Below are 16,099 nucleotides of genomic sequence, written 5' to 3'. Positions count from 1 at the left end.
AAACTCCGCGCGGTTCGCGCTCAATTCTTAGAACGGTTCTAAAATAAACCGGAACGCCGTCGCGTTCAAGTCCATGTGGCCTGTATATAGAAGGTTCGACGGACGATTGCGAGACCATCGCGCCGGATCAGGTCAGGCTGTCGATTTCCTCATCGGAGAGGTTCATCGGCACGACCGTGACGGGAATGGGGAAGGCCGCGGATTTGCCTGCGATGGAGGCGACCAGCGGCCCTGGGCCCTCCTTGTTGCTGCCTGCCGCCAGGACGAGGATCGCGATGTCCTGGTCGTCCTCGATCAGCTTGTGGATTTCCTCGGTCGCCTTGCCTTCGCGAACCACGAGTTCGGGCTCGATGCCGAGGGTCGTCCTGATCTTCTGCGCGGCCGTGTCCAGAGCCGCATTGGCTGTGGCGGTTGCTTCTTCCCGCATGATGCGCTCGACGCCCAGCCATTGCTGGAAGTCGCTCGGATCGATCACATAGAGCAGCACCACGACGCCGTTCGTGTTGAGCGCGCGCTTCGACGCATAGGCGACGGCGCGCTCGCATTCGGGCGTATCATCGATAATGGCAAGAAATTTGCGCCGATGTCCCGCCTCGCGGCTCAGTCGCTTGGATACCATGAGTGTGGTTTCCGATTTCCCTCTTTTGCCGGCAATCTGCCATTCGGCGGTCCGGTCCGCAAGCAGGCCTAGTCCTGAAGCAGGCCGATGATGGAGCGCACATCCCGCATCGTCGTCTCGGCCAGCGCCCGCGCACGGTCGCCGCCGTCGCGCAACACATCGTCCACATAGGCACGGTCGGCGCTGATGCGGCGCATGTCCTCGGCGATGGGCGCCATCGTCACCACAGCAAGCTCCGCCAGTGCTGGCTTGAAGATCGAGAACTGCTTCCCGCCGAACTCGCGCAGCACCTGCTCCTTGGAAATGTCGGCCAGCCCCGCATAGATGCCGACGAGATTCTCGGCTTCCGGCCGTCCGGCCAGCCCTTCCACCTCGCTCGGCAGCGCGTCGGGATCGGTCTTGGCCTTTTTGATTTTCTTCGAGATCGTGTCCGCATCGTCGGTCAGGTTGATACGCGACAGGTCCGAAGCATCCGACTTCGACATCTTCTTCGAGCCGTCGCGCAGCGACATGATGCGCGCGGCGGGTCCGCCGATCACCGGCTCGGTGATCGGAAAATAGCCGCTCACGGTCTCGTCGCCGACCTTCATCTCGACGCCCAGCCCGCGCGCCTCAATCCGCGCCGAAAAGTCGTTGTTGAATTTCTGCGCGATGTCGCGGGTCAGCTCCAGATGCTGTTTCTGGTCTTCGCCCACCGGCACATGGGTCGCCCGGTAGAGCAATATGTCCGCAGCCATCAGGCTCGGATAGGCCAAAAGGCCGAGCGACGCATTCTCGCGATCCTTGCCGGCCTTGTCCTTGAACTGCGTCATGCGGTTCATCCAGCCAATGCGGGCCACGCAGTTGAATATCCAAGCCAGTTCGGCGTGTTGCAGCACGCGGCTCTGGTTGAACACGATGTGCTTCTTCGGATCGATGCCCGACGCGAGATAGGCCGCCGTGATTGCTCGCGTCTGGTCCTCAAGGTCCTCATGCACGAGTTGCGCGGTCAGCGAATGCAGGTCCACGACGCAATAAATGCAGTCATAGCTGTCCTGCAGCGCGACAAAGCGGCGGATCGCGCCGAGATAGTTTCCCAGATGCAGATTGCCGGTCGGCTGGACGCCCGAAAAGACGAGCGGTTTGAAGGCGGACATGTCAATTCCTCGTGGCTTGTGGAGGGCCGTTTCGCGCGCGGCGAAAATCGCGAGCGGCTTATGACCGATGCGGCGCGCTCAATCAAGCTCCGTATTCGTTTCGTCCGATATGCCAGCCTTGCGACGGATGTTGCGCTGCACCATGCCGATGTCCGTGCCGCCCAGCCCGAAGGCGGCGGCGAAATAGACCAGCGCGCCGCTCCCGGAGAGAATGGCAAGCGCTATCGCTTGCGTGGTGAGCCGCACGCTGCTGTGGAGGTAGGGCGCAAGAAGGCCGTTTCCGTACCAGAGCGCGGCGGCCATCAGTACGGACGCCAGGAACAGGCGCGGAATGCGTTTCAACAGCGGCCCGTCCTGCCCCCAGTGCCCCCGTCGCACCAGCGTCACGAACAGCATCGCCGCATTCAGCCATCCCGACACCACCGACGCCACCGCGATGCCGGGCGCGCCGATGCGCGGCAGCAATGTGATCGCCAGCGCCAGGTTCACGCCGACCGAAATGGCGGCAAAAATCATCGGGGTGCGCGTGTCCTCGCGCGCGAAAAAGCCGGGCGTGAACGCCTTGATCAGCACGAAGGCGGGCAGGCCCAGGCCGAATATGGCGAGGATCGCGGATACGGTCGGCGTGCTGTTGGTGGCGGCGAACTGGCCGCGCTCATAAAGGACGCGCACGATCGGCTCGGAAATCACCACCAGCGCCGCCGCCGCCGGAAGCGTCAGGAACAGCGTGAACTCGACCGAGCGGTTCTGCAAATTGTCCGCCTCCAGCCGGTTGCCTGCTTTCAGTGCGCGCGACAATTCCGGCAACAGCACGATGGCAACCGCGATGCCGACAACGCCAAGCGGCAACTGATAGATCCGGTCGGCATAAGCGAGCGAGGAAACGGCACTGCTGACACTCGACGCGATGGCCGTTCCCACCAGCGTGTTGATCTGCGTGATGCCGCCCGTGATGGCGGCAGGCAGCGCCAGCAGCAGCAGCCGCTTGACGTTTGGCGTCAGGTGCGGACGGCGAAAGCCGATCGAAATGCCCGCATGCCGTACGGCTCCCCACACGATGGCCAGTTGCACGACACCGGCTGCGAGCACGCCCCAGGCCAGCGCATAGCCGATATCCGTGTCCGGCATCCCGTAATACCAGGCATAGGCGAGCACGGCGATCAGGATGATGTTTAGAAAGACCGGCGCGACGGCGGCGGCGAAATATCTCCTGAGAGAATTGAGCATGCCGCTCATCATCGCCGCCAGCGACATGCAGATCAGGTAGGGGAACATGATCGTGGCGAGGCTTACCGCCATGTCGTATTTCTGCGGATAATTCACAAAGCCCGGCGCAACCACAAAGCGAACGATCAGCGGCATCGACAGTTCCATGACGATGGTCAGCGCCAGCAGCGTGGTGAAAAGTACGCCGAACACCTCCTCGGAAAAGCGCTTGGCGCCCTCCGTTCCGTTGGCCTCGATCTCCTTGGCGAAGAGCGGCACGAAGGCCGAGTTGAACGCGCCCTCGGCAAACAGCCTGCGGAAGGTGTTCGGAAACTGGAACGCGGCGTTGAACGCATCGGCGATCGGTCCGGTGCCGAGCGCCGCCGCCATGAACATTTCGCGCGTGAAGCCCAGAATGCGGCTCATCAGCGTGCCCGAGGCGACCGTCGCGAATTTTTTGGCAAGGCTCATGGACGGATTCCGGGCCGTGCGGAAAGGGGGCGGCGAAACCCCTCATCCCGCTGCCGCGACCTTCTCCCGCAAGGGGAGAAGGCGGATTTCGTCCGCGCCCGGTTCAATCGCCGAAAATGCAAAATGAGCGAAGCACTGGCGAAGTCTGCCTTCTCCCCTTGTGGGAGAAGGTGCCGGCAGGCGAATGAGGGGTATGGCGCCGTCACCTGCATCTATTTCGCCGTCGCGGCGGCGCGGTTCTTTTCCGCTGCCTTGTTGCCGCGCAGTATCTGGAGCAGGCGGGCCTGAATGGCCTTTTGCCGCGACGGGTTTTCGATCTTCTGGCCGGTAAGATCGGTCACGTAGAAGGTATCGATTACCTTCTCGCCGAATGTGGTGATATGCGCCGAGGTGATGTCGAGCAGCAGGTCCGACAAGGCGCCGGTGATTTCCGAAAGCAGGCCGGGCCGGTCGAGGCCCTCCACTTCGATCACCGAAAAGCGGTTGGAAAGCGCGTTTCGCACGGCGGCGCGGGGCTCGATGACGAATGCCCTGGTGCGCTTTGCCTTGCGCTTTTCGATGATGTCGGGCAGCCAGCTCTTGCCGCTCAGCACATCCTCGATCAGTTGTCCGACCCGTTGGCCGCGCCTCAACTCGTCCTCGTCGTGGTCGAACTCGCGGCTGATGAGAATCGTATCGAGCGCGCGCCCGTCCGAGGTGGTGAAGATCTGCGCATCGACGATGTTGCCGCCCGCCGCAGCGCAGGCCCCGGTCGTCACCGACAGCAGGCGCGGATGGTCCTGCGCCAGCACGGTGATTTCCGTCACAGCCTCGAAGCGATGGACCTTCACCATGGTCGCCATCTTGCGCCCGCGCGCGTCGGCGTCGCGAATGAATTCTGCGTGGCGTACCTGGTCGGCAAGGTCTACGGTCAGCAAATAGTTGTCGTAGTGCAGCGAGGCGTATTTGGCGCCAAGTCCCTCCGGCCAGTCGGACAGCGCTTCCTCCAGCCGCCGCCGGGCCGCCTGCGTGCGTTCGGCGCGCGACACTTCTGAGAAGCCGCCGGTCAAAAGCAACTCGGTCTCGTAGTAGAGCGTGCGCAGGAGCTGGCCCTTCCAGCCGTTCCAGACGCCGGGGCCGACCCCGCGAATGTCACAGACGGTCAGCACCAGCAGAAGCTTGAGCCTGTCCACCGACTGCACGATCGAGGCGAAATCGTCGATGGTCTTGCGGTCGTTCAGGTCGCGCGTCTGCGCGGTCATCGACATGACGAGATGGTTCTGCACCAGCCACGCAACAAGTTCGGTGTCGGCAGGCGACATGCCCATATGCGGGCAGATGCGCCGGGCGATGCGCGCGCCCACCTCGGAATGATCCTCCGGGCGGCCCTTGGCGACATCGTGCAGCAGCACGGCGACATAGAGCGCCTCGCGATAGCGGCGCAGCCCCGGCATCAGCGTGTGCGTCAGCGGATGGATTTTCTCGCCCTGCCCGTGCTCGATCTGCGACAGCACGCCGATGCAGCGGATCAGATGCTCGTCCACCGTGTAGTGGTGATACATCGAAAACTGCATCATCGCGACGATTCGGCCGAATTCGGGAATGAGCTTGCCGAGCAGGCCAGCCTCGTTCATGCGCCGCAGGTTCAACTCCGGGTTGCGGTCGGAGGTGAGGATGTCGAGGAACAGCCGGTTGGCTTCTTTGTCGCGCCTCAGGTTCTTGTCCACGAGGCTGAGCGAGCGCGTCAAGAGCTTGAGCGCGTCGGGGTGGAATTCGAAACCGTGCCGGTCGGCGAACCAGAACAGGCGAAGGAGGTTGACGGGATCGCGCCTGAACACATCGTCATCCGCGACATTGATGCGGTGATTGTCCACGATGAAATCGGAGGTGCCGGCGATCTTGCGCTTGCGGCGCGAGAAGGTCGCGAAGATGCGGTTGAAGCCGGGCACGTGCTTGGCCTGCTCTTCTTCCAGCGCCGCGCAGAAGATGCGCGTCAGGTCGCCGACATCCTTGGCGACGAGGAAATAGTGCTTCATGAACCGCTCGACGGCCGAAAGCCCGGGATGGTCGGTATAGCCGAGCCGCGCGGCGATCTCGCGCTGCATGTCGAAATGCAGCCGCTCCTCGGCTTTGCCGGCAAAGAAATGCATGTGGCAGCGCACCGCCCAGAGAAAGGCTTCCGCCTTCTTGAACTGCAGATATTCCTGCCGGGTGAACACGCCCTTTTCGACCAGTTCCTCCGGGTCGCGCACGCGGTAGAAATATTTGCCGATCCAGAACAGCGTGTGCAGGTCGCGCAGGCCACCCTTGCCGTCCTTCACATTCGGCTCGACAAGGTAGCGGCTTTCGCCGCCCTTGGAGTGGCGCGCGTCGCGCTCGGCCAGTTTCGACTGCACGAATTCAGGGCCGGTGTTGCGCACGATCTCGTCGTCGAAACGCTGCACAAGCTCATCGAACAGGGACCTCTCGCCCCAGATGTAGCGCGCTTCCAGTATGGACGTTCGGATCGTCATATCCGCCTCGGACTGGCGCAGGCACTCGTCCACGTTGCGCGTGGCGTGGCCAACCTTCAGGCCCATGTCCCACAGCATGTAGAGCATGTATTCGACGACCTGCTCGCCCCACGGCGTCTGCTTGTAGGGCAGCACGAAAAGCAGGTCGATGTCCGAACCCGGCGCCAGCAGCCCGCGACCGTAACCGCCGACAGCGACAATCGCCATGCGCTCCGCGGTCGAGGGGTTCTTGGAGCGGTAGACATGCTGCACGGCGAAATCGTAGATGACGCGAATAAGCTCATCCATGAGCTGGCAAAGCCGCTCGGCGCAGCGCGTGCCGTCGCCGGTGCGCGTCAGCCCGGCCTCGGCCTCGGCTCTGCCGGCGCGCAGTTCCTCCTTCAGGATCGTCAGCACCTGTGCGCGCGTCGCGGAACTGGAACCGTCGCCGTCCGACCTTGCGGTGAGGGCCGTCAGTCCGGAGCGAAGCGCGTCCGGATCGATAAGCGAATCAAGGGTTGCCATTCGTACTCGTTCATTTCAACCGGCGCGGTCTATAAACGGTTTCGTCCGGGGCTGGAAGGGTTAGTGCTTATGCGGCTTCGGCGCGGACCTGATAGTCCTTCACGTCGGTGAAGCGGATCGCCTTCCAGCGTTCGGCCTCGTAGTTCAGCGAAAACGCATGCTGGGCGAGGAACACCGGGTCGCCGTCGAGGTCGCGCGCAATGTCGCCGCGATGCGCGTCGATGAAGCGCTGCACCTCGGCGCGGTCGCCCGCGTCGATCCAGCGGCAGACCGAAAAGCGCGACATCTCGAAATCGACCGGCAGGCCGTATTCGGCGGCGAGGCGCTCCTTCAGCACGTCGAGCTGCAGCGCGCCCACCACGCCGACGATGGCCGGCGAGCCGTCCTCCGGCTGGAAAAGCTGCACGACGCCTTCCTCGGCCATCTGTTGCAACGCTTCCTTGAGCTTCTTCGCCTTCATGGCGTCGCCCAGCCGCACGCGGCGCAGGATTTCCGGCGCGAAGTTCGGCACGCCCCGGAACAGCACGTCCTCGCCTTCGGTCAGCGTATCGCCGATGCGCAGGGTGCCGTGGTTGGGAATGCCCACCACGTCGCCCGGAAAGGCTTCGTCGGCGGTCACGCGGCTGCGCGCGAAGAAAAACTGCGGCGCGGTCAGGCTCAACTGCTTGCCGGTGCGCACCAGCTTGGCCTTCATGCCGCGTTCCAGCGTGCCGGAGCAGACGCGCACGAATGCGATACGGTCGCGATGGTTCGGGTCCATGTTCGCCTGGATCTTGAACACGAAGGAGGTCATCTTGCCTTCCGTCGCGTGCACGGTGCGCGTGTCCGCCTCCTGGTCGCGCGGCGGCGGCGCCCATTCGCCCAGCGCCTCGATCAGGTCGCGCACGCCGAAATTGCGCAGCGCCGAGCCGAAGAAAACCGGCGTCAGATGTCCTTCGAGGAAGGCCGTCCGGTCGAACGGGCGGCACGCCTCGCGCGCAAGCTCCAGTTCCTCGATGAAGGCCTCGCGATCGTTTTCGGGAAGCAGCCCCGCGACGCGATTGGAATCCGGTCCGTTGACCTTCTGCCGCTCGACCTCCTCGTCCCCGCGCCGCACGGCATTCGCGGCAAGGTGGTAGGTGCCGGCAAATGTCTTGCCGCTGCCGATCGGCCAGGTGATCGGCGCGGTGTCGAGCGCGAGCTTCTGCTCGATCTCGTCCAGTATCTCGTACGGGTCGCGGCTTTCGCGGTCCATCTTGTTGACGAAGGTGACGATGGGAATGTCGCGCAGGCGGCACACCTCGAAGAGCTTCAGCGTGCGCGGCTCGATGCCCTTCGCGGCGTCGATCACCATGACCGCGCTGTCGACCGCCGAGAGCGTGCGGTAAGTGTCGTCCGCGAAATCCTCGTGGCCGGGCGTGTCGAGCAGGTTGAAGACATTGTCGCCATACTCGAAGGTCATCACCGACGTGACGACCGAAATGCCGCGCTCGCGCTCGATCTTCATCCAGTCGGACCGCGTGTTCATGCGGTCCTTCTTGGCCTTGACCTCACCCGCAAGCTGGATCGCGCCGCCGAACAGCAGCAGCTTTTCTGTCAGCGTGGTCTTGCCGGCGTCCGGGTGCGCGATGATCGCGAATGTACGGCGGCGGGCGACCGCCTTCTCGATTGTCTCTGCCATATCAGGATTCCGTTCGGGTGAACGGCATATAGCCATCAGGCCGGCTCATGTCGAGCAATCGCGTTCACGCAGCCGCCGGGGCGGCCACATCGGACATGAAGGGTTCGATTGCGATGTCCAGCCGCGTCGCGGTCACGAAACTGTTGGGCGCGACCGCCTGCCACCGGCATGCGTCCTGGTCGAAGGGTTCCGAAACGAGGCATCGCCCGCTTTCGGCGGTGTTGGCGAAATAGAGCGTCGGCGCGAATGCGTCGGTCGCGTAGCGTATGGCGTAGAGCGCCTCGCCGTTCGAAAAGGCGGAGGTCAGCCGCACATGCGGCGCGATGCCCGCCCGCCGCGCGGCATCGATCACCAGCGCCACGGCGCGCCGCGCCGCACCCGCCGGATCGCGGTCGAGGCCGTTCTGCACCATCAGCAGGAACAGCAGTTCGGAATCGGTCGTGCCTTCGAGCCGGTCGTAAAGCTCGTCGGAAATCTCGGCTTCCAGCCTGCGCCGCAGCCTGTCGAAACCGCCGATCTGGCCGTTGTGCATGAAGCTCCATCGGTCGAGCACGAAGGGGTGGCAGTTCATGCGGCTCGTGGCGCCGCCGGTCGAGGCGCGCACATGGGCCAGGAAAAGCGGCGAACTGATCTGGCGGCAAAGGCTCTTCAGGTTGGGATCGGACCATGCGGGCAGGATGTCGCGATAAAGACCCGGCTCGGGGTGCTCGCCATACCACGCCACGCCGAACCCGTCGCCGTTGGTCGGCGTCTTGGCTTCCAGCGCGTGGTGGCTTTGCGCGATGAGCGAGTGGCAGGGCGCGGTTACGATCTGTTCGAGGAAAACCGGTTCGCCCACATAGGCCGCCCACCTGCACATCGTACTATTCCCAATTGCCCCGTCGCCTTCTGGAACGAAAATTATGGCATTGGCAAGGTTAAACTGAGGTTGCCGTGGATATCCCTCTTGCCGGTATCTTTTGCGATTGACCCGGCTTGGCCGGACGCCAATAGCATGTGCCCATGGAACTCGTGCGAGACGGTCGTCCTGAAACCGGCCCCCATGTCGGCCCCCATGTCGGCATCGTGCGCCTGCCGCACGCCGACGGCCTTGCCTTGCCCGCCTATGAAACCGCCGGAGCGGCGGGTATGGACCTGCGCGCCGCGGTTCCCGAGGACAGGCCGCTGCTCATCCTGCCGGGCAAACGCGCGCTGGTTCCGACCGGCCTCGTCATGGAAATACCGGATGGCTTCGAAGGGCAAATCCGGCCGCGCTCGGGCCTCGCGCTCAAGCACGGCATCACCTGCCTCAACACGCCCGGCACCATAGACAGCGACTATCGCGGCGAGGTGAAGGTGCTGCTCGTCAATCTCGGCGACGAAGATTTCGCGGTGACGCGCGGCATGCGCATCGCGCAGATCGTGTTCGCCGCGGTGGCGCGCGCCATTGTTTCCGAGCGCGACCTCGGCATGGCGACCGGGCGCGCCGCCGGAGGGTTCGGTTCCACCGGAACGGCCTGAGCAGGAGAAAACATGTCAGGCCAAACCACATGACGCTTTCCGTGGTGGACATGCACACGGGCGGCGAGCCGGTCCGCATTGTCACGGGCGGATACCCGCAGATTCCGGGCGCGACGATTCTCGAAAAGCGGGCCCATGCGCGCGACCGGCTGGACGGGTTCCGCAAGCTGCTCATCTTTGAACCGCGCGGGCATTTCGACATGTACGGCGTGATTCTGGTCAAGCCGTCGCTGCCTGACGCGCATCTCGCCGTGCTCTTCATGCACAATGAAGGCTATTCGACGATGTGCGGTCACGCCGTCATCGCGCTTGCCAGATATGCGGTGGACCAGGGGATCGTGTCGCCGGTCGAGCCGCTGACCACGGTCAACATCGAATGTCCATGCGGACTGGTGGCCGCGTCCGTTATGGTGGAAAACGGCAAGGCCGGCATGGTGACGTTCGAGAGCGTTCCGGCCTTTCTGCTGGCGCGCGATTGTCGCATCGAACTGCCGGGCATCGGCCCGGTCGAATTCGACATCGCATATGGCGGCGCGTTCTACGCGCTGGCCGATTGCGCGCAATGGGGGCTGGCCTTCGGCGCAAGCCGCGTCCGCGAATTCGTGGACGCCGCAACGGCGCTCACCGAAGCCGTGAAACGCACCCATGCCATCGTCCATCCCGAACATGCAGACCTCGGCTTCCTGTACGGGACGATCCTCACCGATGGCGGTGACGGAAGCGACGGCGTGGCGACGCGCAATGTCTGCGTGTTCGCCGATGCCGAGGTCGACCGCTCGCCGACCGGCTCCGGCGTCACCGCGCGCCTTGCCGCGATGCATGCCAAGGGCGAAATCGCGGAAGGCGAAACCCGGCTGTTCGAGAGCATCACGGGCGCGCATTTTTCCGGCGAGGTGATGCGACGGTCGCGGCTCGGCCATCATGACGCGATCGTTGCGCGGGTGGGTGGGCGAGCGTATTATACGGGACGGGCCGAATACACGCTGGAGGAGGGTGACGAGCTCGGCAAGGGATTCCTGCTGCGATGAAAGCGCCGGTCATCTTGATCCTTCTCGCCGCCGCGATGCCTGCGCCCGCGCTGGCCGCCAAGCTTCCCGACGCCATGCAGATGCAGCTCATCATGCTGTTGCAATCCGAAATCGCTCCCTGCTGGACCATGCCGTCCATCGAGGGAAAGTTGCCGAAGCCCGTCACGATTCAGGTGATGCTCAGGAAGGACGGCTCGCTGGCGCGCAAGCCTCTTGCCGTCGCGCTGCCGCAGGACAAGGCGGCAAGGGCGCTTGCGACCAGCGCCATCAGCGCGGTTGAACGGTGCGCGCCGTTCGACAGCGTTGCCCGGCACCCCAAGGCCTATGACAAATGGCGCGAGTTGCGGATCAACTTCGCTCCGGTCGGCAACTGAATTCCGGCTTTTCTTTGCTCCTGAAAGTCTTTAGACCCGCGCGCGTGGCACTGTTGGGGCGCGCATGAGCAAGTATGACGTTCTTTGTATCGGCAATGCGATTGTCGATATCATTTCGCACGGCGACGAAGCATTCCTGGTCGAGAACGGAATCATCAAGGGCGCGATGAACCTCATCGACGCGGAGCGTGCAGACCTCCTGTACAACCGCATGGGGCCGGCGATCGAGGCGTCGGGCGGCAGCGCCGGAAACACCGCGGCGGGCGTCGCCAGCTTCGGTGCGAGGGCCGCGTTCTTCGGCAAGATCGCGCAGGACCAGCTCGGCGAAATCTACACCCACGACATCCGCGCGCAGGGTGTCGCTTTCGACACGCAGCCGCTTGTCGGCCCGCCGCCCACGGCGCGCTCGATGATCTTCGTCACGCCCGACGGCGAGCGTTCGATGAACACCTATCTCGGCGCCTGCGTGGAACTGGGGCCGGAAGATGTCGAGGAGGACAAGGCACGCGGTTCGAAGGTCACCTATTTCGAGGGCTATCTCTGGGACCCGCCGCGCGCCAAGGAAGCCATCCGCATGACCGCCGACTATGCGCATGCGGCGGGCCGCGAAGTCTCGATGACGCTGTCCGATTCCTTCTGCGTTGCGCGCTATCGCGACGAATTTCTTGACCTCATGCGGTCCGGCACCGTCGACATCGTGTTCGCCAACAGTCACGAAATCAGGTCGCTGTACGAAACCTCATCATTCGAGACAGCCGTAGATCTCATCCGCAAGGATTGCCGTCTGGCCGCGGTCACGCGCTCCGAAAAAGGCTCGCTCATCGTGCGCGGCGACGAGACCTATGAAATCGAGCCGCGCACGGTACGCCAGGTGGTGGATACCACGGGCGCGGGTGACCTCTACGCGGCGGGCGTGCTGTTCGGCTACACGCAGGGCCTGGACCTCAAGCGCTGCGGCGATCTCGGGTCGCTGGCTGCCGGTCTCGTGATCGAGCAGATCGGCCCGCGACCCCGCCAGAGTTTGCGCGAGGAAGCGGTGAAGGCCGGGTTGCTGTAACGCTTGCACGACCCCTCATCCGGCTACCGCCACCTTCTCCCACAAGGGGAGAAGGACGATAATCTTCAACGCGGGTGTTTCCCTCGCCCCGTTTTTACGGGGGTCCGAAGGACGGGCGAGACCCGTGGCTCGCCCCGGAACGGGTAAGGGTGAGGGGCAGTGCTGACCTTGCCGCGCTTGCTCCGCTCCTCATCCGCCTGCCAGCACCTTTTCCCACAAGGGGAGAAGGACGAAGTTCCATCGTCTCGCCCCTTCTGCAACGTTGGAGATTGAAGCCGCCGCGAATGACATCCCCTTCTCCCCTTGTGGGAGAAGGTGCCGGCAGGCGGATGAGGGGCAGCGCCGACCTTCAAATATGCAGAGCGTGTCCGAGTGCCTTGAGCGCGGCTTCCTGAAAAGCCTCGCCTTGGGTGGGATGCGCGTGGATGGTTCCGGCGATGTCCTCGAGACGCGCGCCCATCTCGACCGCCAGTCCGAACGCGGCCGAAAGCTCCGACACACCCTGTCCGACCGCCTGGATGCCGAGCACCAGATGGTTGTCCGCCCGTGCCACGACGCGCACGAAACCGTCCTCGGCGAGCTTGGTCATGGCCCGACCGTTGGCGGCGAATGGAAACAGGCCGATCTTCACCTCGCCCGCTACTGCCTTCGCCTCGTCCGGCGTCAGGCCGACCGAGAGCACTTCGGGATCGGTGAAGCAGATCGCCGGAATGCAGCGCTTGTCCCACACGCGCTTTTGCCCCGCGACGATCTCGGCCACCATCTCGCCCTGCGCCATGGCCCTGTGCGCCAGCATGGGTTCGCCTGTCACGTCGCCAATGGCGTACACGCCGCGCATGGATGTGCGGCACTGGTCGTCGATGCGCAGGAATTTTCCCGCCATGTCGAGGTCGAGCTGATCCAGCCCCCAGCCTTCGGTGAGCGGCTTGCGGCCCACCGTGACCAGCACCTTTTCGGCAGCGATCTTTTCTTCCTTGCCGTCTGCGGTTTCGACCAGCAGCGCATCGCCTTTCTTCGAAAGTCCCTTCGCTTTCGCGCCCGTCATCACGGTCACACCGAGGGCAGCCAGTCGCTTGACGACCGGACGCGTCAGTTCCGCGTCATAGGTCGCAAGCAGGCGCGGCAGCGCCTCCACGATGGTCACTTTCGATCCCATTTTCGCGAATGCCGTGCCAAGTTCGAGGCCGATATAGCCGCCGCCGACCACGGCGAGCGTTTTCGGTACTTCGGCCAGCGAAAGCGCCTCCGTGGAGGAAATGACATTCCCTCCAAAGGGCAGGAAGGGCAGTTCGACCGGCACCGATCCGGTGGCGATCACCACCGTTTCCGCGCGGATCACCTGCGTGCCGATTTCGGTTTCCACCGCCACCGTCTTTCCGTCGCGGAACGTGGCCCATCCGCTGACGACCTTGACTCTTGCCTTCTTCAGCAGCCCGGAAACGCCGCCTGTAAGACGGCTAACGATCCCATCCTTCCATGCAATCGTCCGGGCGAAGTCGAGCTTCGGCGCGGAGGCGCTGATGCCGAGCGGGCTGTCGCCTTCCGCGTAATGCGTGGCCTTTTCGAACTCCTCCGCTGCATGGATCAGCGCCTTGGAGGGAATGCAGCCGATGGTCAGGCAGGTGCCGCCCGGCTTCTTCGCCTCCACGATCACCGTATCGATGCCAAGCTGGCCCGCCCGGATCGCGCAGACATAGCCGCCCGGCCCGGCCCCGATGACCAGCAGCTTGCAGGTGATTTCCTTCATCATGTCAGCCCTCCACGAAAATGAGAGCGGGGGTTTCCATCAGCGCCTTGACGCGCTGCACGAACACCGCGGCATCCCATCCGTCGATCACCCTGTGGTCGAAGGAGGAGGAGAGGTTCATCATCTTGCGCGGCACGAACTGCGTGCCGTCCCACATGGGACGCACCGCCATCTTGTTGACGCCGACAATGGCCACCTCGGGATAGTTGATGACCGGCGTCGTCGCGATGCCTCCCATCGCGCCAAGCGAGGTAATCGTGATCGTCGATCCCGTGAGTTCCTCGCGCGTCGCGGTGCCCGATTTCGCCGCCTCCGAGAGCCGGTTGACCTCCGTCGCGCAGTCCCAGAGGTCGCGCGCCTCCGCGTGTCGGATGACCGGGACCATCAGCCCGCTGGCGGTCTGCGCGGCCATGCCGATATGGATACCACCATGCTGATAGATCACGCCCGCATCGTCGTCGAACAGCGCGTTGAGCTGCGGCTGCTCGCCGATTGCCTTCACCATGGCGCGCATCAGGAAGGGCAGCAATGTCAGCCGGGGCCGGTCGGCGCGCTTGTCCTTGTTGAGCGCGGCGCGCAGGTCCTCCAGCGCCGTCATGTCCACTTCCTCAACATAGGTGATGTGCGGGATGCGCGATTTCGCCAGCCGCATCTTCTCCGCGATCTTGCGGCGCAGCCCGACAACCTTGATTTCCTGCACCGCCATGTTCTGGACCAGCCCGCCGCCCTTCGCGGCAGGCTGCGGCCCGCGCGCGATGAAGCCGTCGAGGTCCTCATGGGTTATCCGCCCGGCCGGGCCGGAGCCCGCCACCTGCCGCAGGTCCACGCCCGCCTCCCGCGCTCTCAGCCGCACGGCGGGCGAGGCGAGAGGCTTTTCGCCTTCCGCGCGCGGCGCGCCGGTCATGGCGCGAACCGCCGCCGGTTTCGGCGCTGCCGGCGGTTCCTCCTGCCGCGGCGGGGCGGGCTGCGCGACCGGCTCCGGCGCTTTCGTCGGCTGTTCTGGGACAGGCGCGGGCGCGTCACCGGCCTTGGCGTTGCCGTCGCCCGCCACTTCCAGCCGGACGATGGGCGAGCCGATGGCCACCGTGTCGCCGATGTCCGCGCCGAGCCAGATCACCTTGCCATCGACGGGCGAGGGGATTTCCACGGTCGCCTTGTCGGTCATCACGGCGGCAAGCACCGCGTCCTCGCGCACGAGGTCGCCGACCTTCACCTGCCATTCGACGAGTTCGGCTTCCGCCACGCCTTCGCCGACATCGGGAAGCTTGATGACATATTCACCCATCGCTCAGGCCTCCATCGCTTCGACGAGCGCGCGCCCGACGCGGGCAGGGCCGGGGAAATAGTCCCATTCCTGCGCATGGGGGTAGGGTGTGTCCCAGCCGGCGACGCGTCCGATCGGTGCTTCCAGCCGATAGAAACAATGTTCCTGCACCAGCGCCACGAGTTCCGCGCCATAGCCGGACGTCGTGGTTGCCTCGTGGATCACCACGCAGCGTCCGGTCTTGTTCACTGAGGCGACAATCGTGTCGAGGTCGAGCGGCACCAGCGTGCGCAGGTCGATCACTTCGGCGTCGATGCCGGTTTCCTCCGCCGCGGCCAGCGCCACATGCACCATGGTGCCGTAAGCCAGCACGGTCACGGCCGCGCCCTCGCGGCGGATCGCCGCCTTGCCGAGCGGCACCACATAATGCCCGTCCGGCACCTCGCCCAGCTCATGCTTGGACCACGATGTGACGGGGCGGTCGTGATGCCCGTCGAACGGGCCGTTGTAGAGCCGCTTCGGCTCCAGCACGATCACCGGATCAGGGTCCTCGATTGCCGCGATAAGCAGGCCCTTCGCATCGACGGGGTTGGACGGCACAACGGTTTTCAGGCCGGAGACGTGGGTGAACAGCGCCTCCGGCGACTGGCTGTGCGTCTGGCCGCCGAAAATGCCGCCGCCGGTCGGCATGCGCACGACGAGCGGGCAGGTGAAGTCGCCTGCCGAGCGATAGCGCAGCCGCGAGGCTTCCTGCGTAAGCTGGTCGTAGGCCGGATACATATAGTCCGCGAACTGGATTTCGACGCAGGGGCGCAGGCCGTAGGCGGCCATGCCGATGGCTGTGCCCACGATGCCGGATTCGTTGATCGGCGCGTCGAAGCAGCGCGTCTTGCCGTATTTCGCCTGCAATCCCGCCGTGCAGCGGAACACGCCGCCGAAATAGCCGACATCCTCGCCATAGACCACGACGCGCTTGTCGCGGTCCATCATCACGTCGAGCCCGTCGCGGATCGCCTCGATCATCGTCTTGCGCGGCATGAT

General features: G+C 64.4%; 13 protein-coding genes. 4 read left to right on the top strand and 9 right to left on the bottom strand.

Features of this window, described 5'->3' with window-relative positions; genetic code table 11:
* Positions 1–127: 127 nt before the first annotated feature.
* The 6 genes from M9924_04830 to M9924_04805 all read right to left on the bottom strand — a co-directional run bounded on the left by M9924_04830 (position 128) and on the right by M9924_04805 (position 8,947).
* On the bottom strand, positions 128–619 hold the full coding sequence (locus M9924_04830) for a universal stress protein (GenBank protein ID MCO5063723.1): 492 nt from the start codon (positions 617–619) through the stop codon (positions 128–130).
* 68 nt (positions 620–687) lie between these two features.
* Positions 688–1,755 carry a tryptophan--tRNA ligase gene (gene trpS, locus M9924_04825; GenBank protein ID MCO5063722.1) on the bottom strand — a complete coding sequence of 356 codons (1,068 nt, stop codon included), beginning with the start codon at positions 1,753–1,755 and terminating at the stop codon, positions 688–690.
* A 78-nt stretch (positions 1,756–1,833) separates the two neighbouring features.
* On the bottom strand, positions 1,834–3,432 hold the full coding sequence (murJ, locus tag M9924_04820; GenBank protein ID MCO5063721.1) for a murein biosynthesis integral membrane protein MurJ: 1,599 nt from the start codon (positions 3,430–3,432) through the stop codon (positions 1,834–1,836).
* A 212-nt stretch (positions 3,433–3,644) separates the two neighbouring features.
* A complete protein-coding gene (locus M9924_04815; protein ID MCO5063720.1) occupies positions 3,645–6,428 on the bottom strand; it encodes a [protein-PII] uridylyltransferase in 2,784 nt (927 codons plus the stop codon).
* A gap of 67 nt (positions 6,429–6,495) precedes the next feature.
* On the bottom strand, positions 6,496–8,088 hold the full coding sequence (locus M9924_04810) for a peptide chain release factor 3 (GenBank protein MCO5063719.1): 1,593 nt from the start codon (positions 8,086–8,088) through the stop codon (positions 6,496–6,498).
* A 64-nt stretch (positions 8,089–8,152) separates the two neighbouring features.
* Positions 8,153–8,947 (bottom strand): class II glutamine amidotransferase, encoded by a 795-nt coding sequence (locus tag M9924_04805; protein MCO5063718.1) that lies wholly within the window; start codon positions 8,945–8,947, stop codon positions 8,153–8,155.
* Positions 8,948–9,090: 143 nt separating this feature from the next.
* On the opposite strand from M9924_04805, the gene dut reads away from it, so the two are divergent.
* From dut to M9924_04785, 4 genes are all read left to right on the top strand, one after another.
* A complete protein-coding gene (gene dut / locus M9924_04800) occupies positions 9,091–9,588 on the top strand; it encodes a dUTP diphosphatase (GenBank protein MCO5063717.1) in 498 nt (165 codons plus the stop codon).
* Positions 9,589–9,617: 29 nt separating this feature from the next.
* Complete coding sequence (locus tag M9924_04795) at positions 9,618–10,616, top strand: proline racemase family protein (protein ID MCO5063716.1); 999 nt, start codon at positions 9,618–9,620, stop codon at positions 10,614–10,616.
* A complete protein-coding gene (locus M9924_04790) occupies positions 10,613–10,990 on the top strand; it encodes a hypothetical protein (GenBank protein MCO5063715.1) in 378 nt (125 codons plus the stop codon). The genes M9924_04795 and M9924_04790 overlap by 4 nt, the downstream gene beginning before the upstream one ends.
* Positions 10,991–11,054: 64 nt before the next feature.
* The gene (locus tag M9924_04785; protein ID MCO5063714.1) at positions 11,055–12,047 is read left to right on the top strand and encodes an adenosine kinase; all 993 of its coding nucleotides are present in this window, start codon (positions 11,055–11,057) and stop codon (positions 12,045–12,047) included.
* 349 nt (positions 12,048–12,396) lie between these two features.
* Here M9924_04785 and lpdA read toward each other — a convergent pair whose 3' ends face one another.
* The 3 genes from lpdA to M9924_04770 are packed head-to-tail and all read right to left on the bottom strand — an operon-like array spanning position 12,397 to position 16,096.
* Positions 12,397–13,794 (bottom strand): dihydrolipoyl dehydrogenase, encoded by a 1,398-nt coding sequence (gene lpdA / locus M9924_04780; GenBank protein MCO5063713.1) that lies wholly within the window; start codon positions 13,792–13,794, stop codon positions 12,397–12,399.
* A gap of 4 nt (positions 13,795–13,798) precedes the next feature.
* Positions 13,799–15,079, bottom strand: coding sequence for a 2-oxo acid dehydrogenase subunit E2 (locus M9924_04775; protein ID MCO5063712.1), 1,281 nt, complete (start codon positions 15,077–15,079; stop codon positions 13,799–13,801).
* Between the two features lie 3 nt (positions 15,080–15,082).
* Positions 15,083–16,096: an alpha-ketoacid dehydrogenase subunit beta gene (locus M9924_04770; protein MCO5063711.1), complete on the bottom strand. Its 1,014-nt coding sequence runs from the start codon at positions 16,094–16,096 to the stop codon at positions 15,083–15,085.
* Positions 16,097–16,099 lie beyond the last annotated feature (3 nt).

It is taken from the genome of Rhizobiaceae bacterium, from assembly GCA_023953835.1.
Taxonomy (GTDB): Bacteria; Pseudomonadota; Alphaproteobacteria; order Rhizobiales; family Rhizobiaceae; genus Mesorhizobium_G.
The sequence above is the reverse complement of the archived record's forward strand: the minus strand, read 5'-3'. Positions and strand labels throughout refer to the sequence as shown.